Annotated in this window: 2 protein-coding genes; both read right to left on the reverse strand. The window is 73.9% G+C overall.

What is annotated here, in order from left to right; translation table 11 throughout:
• Positions 1-302: beta-ketoacyl synthase N-terminal-like domain-containing protein (locus ACFV9T_RS42515; RefSeq protein ID WP_385449207.1), on the reverse strand; the 302-nt coding region annotated here is incomplete at its 3' end.
• 32 nt (positions 303-334) lie between these two features.
• The gene (locus ACFV9T_RS42520; protein WP_385449209.1) at positions 335-5290 is read right to left on the reverse strand and encodes an SDR family NAD(P)-dependent oxidoreductase; all 4956 of its coding nucleotides are present in this window, start codon (positions 5288-5290) and stop codon (positions 335-337) included.
• Positions 5291-5323: the final 33 nt, after the last annotated feature.

A 5323-nucleotide genomic window follows, 5' to 3' on the forward strand; every position in this document is an offset into this window, starting at 1 on the left:
TCGGCCAGGAAGCCACCGTCCCGTACGTACGAGGTGCCCGGCGCGTCCGGGTCCGGGTCGTACAGCCCCGCCAGGTCCCAGCCACGGTCCGCCGGAAAGCCCGAGATGCCGTCCACGCCCTCGGACACCAGCCGCCACAGGTCCTCCGGCGAGGCCACCCCGCCGGGCAGGCGGCAGGCCATGCCGACGATGGCGATCGGTTCGGTCTGCGCGCCCTCGGCCTCGCGCAGCCGCTCACGGGTCTTCTGCAGCTCAGCCGAGACCCGCTTGAGGTAAGCGAGGGACTTGTCGTCGTTCATCATGGTTCCTCGTCTCGTGTCCGGAGAGCGGCGGGTCACGCGAGCCCCAGCTCGTTGTCGATGAAGGCGTAGACGTCGTCCGCCGTGGCCGACGCGAGCTGGTCCACGGCGGCGCCGTCCGTCTCGCCCGCGGCCTCGCTGAGCCTCGCGCCCAGGACGCGCAGCCGGGTGCCGATCCGGGTGTCGGTGATGTCCTCGGTGAGCAGGGCGGACACCGCGGCCTCCAGCGAGTCCAGGGTGGACAGGGTGGACAGGACCGGGTCGGTGTCCTGGGCCAGCTCCTGGTGGAGATAGCCCGCCAGCAGGGTGGGCGCCGGGTAGTCGAAGACCGCGGTGGCGGGCAGGCGCAGACCGGAGGCCCGGCCGAGGCGGTTGCGCAATTCGACCGCCGTCAGCGAGTCGAATCCGGCGTCCTTGAACGCGCGATCGGGCACGATCAGCTCCGGGTCCCGGTGGCCGAGTACGGTGGCGGCCTCCTTCCGCACCACGTCCAGCACCTGGTCCGCCCACTCGTCGGCGGGGAGCGTGGCCAGCCGTTCGGCCAGCGTCCGGCCGGTGGGTGTATCCGTGCGCGCCGTGCGCCGTGGGGGCCGTACGAGGCCGCGCAGCAGCGGATGCAGTTCGCCGTGTTCCGCCTGGCCACGGAGTACGGTCAGGTCGAGCCTGGCGGGCACCACGGCCGCGTCGCCGCCTCGGAGCGCCGCGTCGAACAGGGCCGTTCCCTCGTCGGCGGCCAGTCCCACCATGCCGTCGCGCTTGGTGCGCTGGAGGTCGGCTTCGGCGAGCCCGCTGGTCATGTCGCTGGCCAGCGACCAGAAGCCCCAGGCGAGGGAGACGGCGGGCAGGCCCTGGGCGCGGCGCTGGCGTGCGAGGCCGTCGAGGAAGGCGTTGGCCGAGGCGTAGTTGGCCTGGCCGGGGTTGCCGAGGACGCCCGCCGCCGAGGAGAAGAGGACGAAGGCGGCGAGGTCCAGATCGCGGGTCAGCTCGTGCAGGTGGAGCGCGGCGTCGGCCTTCGGCCGGAACACTCCGGCGATGCGCTCGGGTGAGAGCGCGGGGACCACTCCGTCGTCGACCACGCCCGCGGTGTGCACGACGCAGGTGAGCGGGGAGTCGGCGGGGACGGACGCCAGCAGGTGTGCCAGGGCGTCGCGGTCGGCGGCGTCGCAGGCCTCGATCCGGACCGTGGCGCCGAGGCGGGTCAGTTCGGCTTCGAGTTCCGCCGCGCCGGGGGCACCCGGGCCGCGCCTGCTGGTGAGCAGCAGGTTGCGGACGCCGTACGTGGTGACCAGGTGGCGGGCGAACAGGGCGCCGAGGGTGCCGGTGCCGCCGGTGATCAGCGCGGTACCACGGGGGTCGGGTCGGCGGTCCACGGTGAGCACGGCCTTGCCGATGTGGCGGGCCTGGCTGAGGTGGCGGAAGGCGTCGGGGGCGTGCCGCACGTCCCACGCCGTGAGGGGCAGCGGGGTGAGCGAGCCGTTCTCGAAGAGTTCCACCAGCTCGGCGAGCAGCCGCCGGGTGCGCTCGGGTCCTGCTTCCACGAGGTCGAAGGCGCGGTAGGTGACGTCGGGGTGGTGCCGGGCGATGTCGGTGGCGTCGCGGATATCGGTCTTGCCCATTTCCAGGAACCGGCCGCCGCGCGGCAGCAGACGCAGCGAGGCGTCGACGAATTCACCGGCCAGGGCGTCGAGTACCACGTCCACGCCATGGCCCTGGGTGGCGTCGAGGAATTCCTGCTCGAAGGCGAGGGTGCGGGAGTTGGCGATGTGGTGGTCGTCCAGCCCGTTCGCCCGGAGGGTCGGCCACTTGCCGGGGCTGGCCGTGCCGTAGACCTCGGCGCCGAGGTGGCGGGCCACCTGGACGGCGGCCATGCCGACGCCTCCGGCGGCGGCGTGGATGAGCACCGTTTCCCCGGGCTGGACGGCGGCCAGGTCGTGGAGGCCGTAGTACGCGGTGAGGAAGGCGATGGGGGTGGCGGCGGCCTGCGGGAAGGTCCAGCCCTCGGGGACGCGGACGAGGGTGCGGTGGTCGGTGACCGCCTCGGGTCCGAAGGCGCCACCGGGGAAGAGGCCCATCACACGGTCGCCGGGGGCCAGTCCGGTCACACCGGGCCCGGTCTCCAGGACGACACCGGCGCCCTCGCCACCGATGGCGGCGTTGCCGGGATACATGTCGAGCGCGATGAGGACGTCGCGGAAGTTCATGCCCGCGGCGCGGATCGCCACCCGGACGTGGCCTTCCGGGAGCTTTTCCACCGGGTCGGAGGGCACCAGGGCCAGGTGGTCGAGGGTGCCCGCCCCGGTGGTGTCCAGGTGCCAGGTGTGGGTGTCCGTGGGGATGGTGAGGCCTTCGGCGGTGGCCCTGACCAGCCGGGGCGCGGAGGCCGCGCCCTCGCGGACGGCGAGTTGCGGTTCCCCGGTGGCGAGCGCCGCCGAGAGCGCGGAGCGTGAGGCCGGGTCGCCGTCGAGGTCGGCCAGGACGATCCGGCCCGGGTTCTCGGACTGGGCGGAGCGCACCAGGCCCCAGACGGCCGCCGCGGCCGGGTCCGCCATCTCGCCGTCGCGTACCGCGACCGCGCCTCGGGTGAGGACGACCAGCCGGGCCGTGTCGTCCTCCGGCTTGGCGAGGAACGCCTGGAGTTCGGCGAGCACGCGCGAGGTCAGCGCGTGGGCGTGGGCGGCGCCCGGCCCTTCGGCGGCGGCCTCGGTGACGGCCTCGATGACCTGGGCCGCTTCGAGTCCGCCGGTCCGTGGTTCGGTGGGCTCGGTGTACGGCGCTTCGACGGGCAGTGCCGTCCACGCGGTACGGAACAGCGCGTCGTGGAGGGGTTCCGCCGCCGGACGCAGCTGTGCGGCCGCCACGGGGCGGAGCACCAGCGACGCGACAGTGGCGACGGGGGCACCGGTCCGGTCGGCGATGCGCAGCGACATCGCGTCGTCGCCGACGGGTTCCAGGTGGACGCGGAGGGCGGACGCGCCCGAGGCGTGCAGCCGTACCCCGGTCCAGGCGAAGGGCAGGAGGCGTTCGCCGCCGTCCGGTTCGGCGATGGCGCCGAAGGCGCTGAGGTGCAGCGCGGCGTCGAAGAGGGCGGGGTGGAGGCCGAACCGGCGGGCCTCGTCGTGGTGTTCGTCGTCGAGGGCGACCTCGGCGAACACCTCCTTGCCCCGGGCCCATACGGCTCGTACGCCCTGGAACACCCGGCCGTACTCGTAGCCCGCCGCGAAGCGTTCGCGGTAGAAGTCGGTCACCGCGACGGGCTGGGCGCCCGCCGGGGGCCACCGGGTGAGGGCGGGCTCCGGGTCCGGTGCCGCCGCCATCAGCGCGCCGGTGGCGTGCCGGGTCCACGCGGCGTCCGATGGATCCGCGTCGGCGGGACGGGAGTACACGCCCACCGGGCGGTCGCCGGTCTCGTCCGGGCCGCCGACGCAGACCCGTACGTCCACAGCGCCGGTGTCGGGCAGCAGCAGGGGCGCTTCCATGACCAGTTCGCGCAAGGTCTCCGTGCCGACCTCGTCACCGGCGCGGACGGCGAGTTCCACCAGTCCGGTGCCGGGGAGCAGGACGGCTCCGGAGACGGCGTGGTCGGCGAGCCAGGGGTGGGTGGCGAGGGACAGCCGCCCGGTGCACACCACGCCGCTGGTGTCGGGGAGCTGGACGGTGGCGGTGAGCAGCGGGTGCTCGGTGGGGCTGATGCCCGCCGCGCCCATGTCGCCCGCGAAACCGCCGGTGTCCAGCCAGTAGCGCTGGTGGCGGAAGGCGTAGGTGGGCAGGTCGACGCGGTGTGCGCCGGTATCCGCGAACATCGTCCGCCAGTCCACCCGCGCGCCGCGTACGTGGGCCCGGGCCACCGCCGTGAGCAGGGCGTGGGGCTCCGGCCGGTCCTCGCGCAGGCCCGCCACGCACTCGGTCCCTTCGGGCAGACACTCCTGGGCCATGGCGGTCAGCACCCCGCCGGGGCCCAGTTCCAGCACGGTGGTCACGCCCTGCTCGCTCAGGGAGGCCATGCCAGCGGCGAAGCGTACGGTGGCGCGTACGTGGTCCACCCAGTACGCGGCGGTGCACAGCCGCTCGGGCTCGATGACCGTGCCGGTCAGGTTGGACACGACCGGGAGGGTGGGCGCGGTGTAGCGCAGGCCACGGGCTACCTCGGCGAACGCGTCCAGCATGGGGTCCATCAGCGGTGAGTGGAAGGCGTGGGACACCCGGAGCCGGCTGGTCTTGCGGCCACGATCCTTGAACGTGGCGGCGAGGCCGGTCACCGCCTGCTCATCGCCGGATATCACCACGGAGCCGGGCCCGTTGACGGCCGCGATGGCCACCTGGTCGGTCAGCTCCGGTGTGATCTCGTCCTCGGTGGCCTGGATGGCCACCATGGCCCCGCCCGGGGGCAGCTCCTGCATCAGCGTGCCGCGCGCCGCCACCAGCGCGGCGGCGTCCTCCAGGGACCACAGCCCCGCCACATGGGCGGCGGCCAGCTCGCCGATGGAGTGTCCGGCGACGAAGTCCGGTCGTACGCCCCAGGATTCGACCAGGCGGTAGAGGGCCACCTCGACGGCGAAGAGGGCCGCCTGGGTGAACTTCGTCTGGTCCAGCAGCGCGGCTTCGGGTGAGTCCGGCTCCGCGAACACCACGTCGCGCAGGGGCTGTCCGAGCCGGGTGTCCAGGGCGGCGCACGCCTGGTCGAAGGCGTCGGCGAAGACGGGGTACGCGGCGTGGAGCCGCCGTCCCATGCCCACGCGCTGGGCCCCCTGGCCGGGGAAGACGACGGCGAGTCCGCCACCGGGGGTGGCGGGGTGCTCGTCTTGGAGGTCGGCGAGCGCGGTCAGGGCTTCGTCCCGGGACGCGGCCACCACCACACCGCGATGGTCGAATTCCACGCGTGCGGCCAACGAGGCGCCGATGTCGGTGAGTTCGGTGATGGGGTGATCGTTGAGGAAGGAGGCGAGGCGCCCGGCCTGGGCGGTCAGTGCCTCCGGCGACTTCGCGGACAGCACCAGCGGCACCACACCGCCAACCGCACCATCCGG

This window comes from Streptomyces sp. NPDC059850 (assembly GCF_042731515.1).
Classification (GTDB): Bacteria; Actinomycetota; Actinomycetes; order Streptomycetales; family Streptomycetaceae; genus Streptomyces.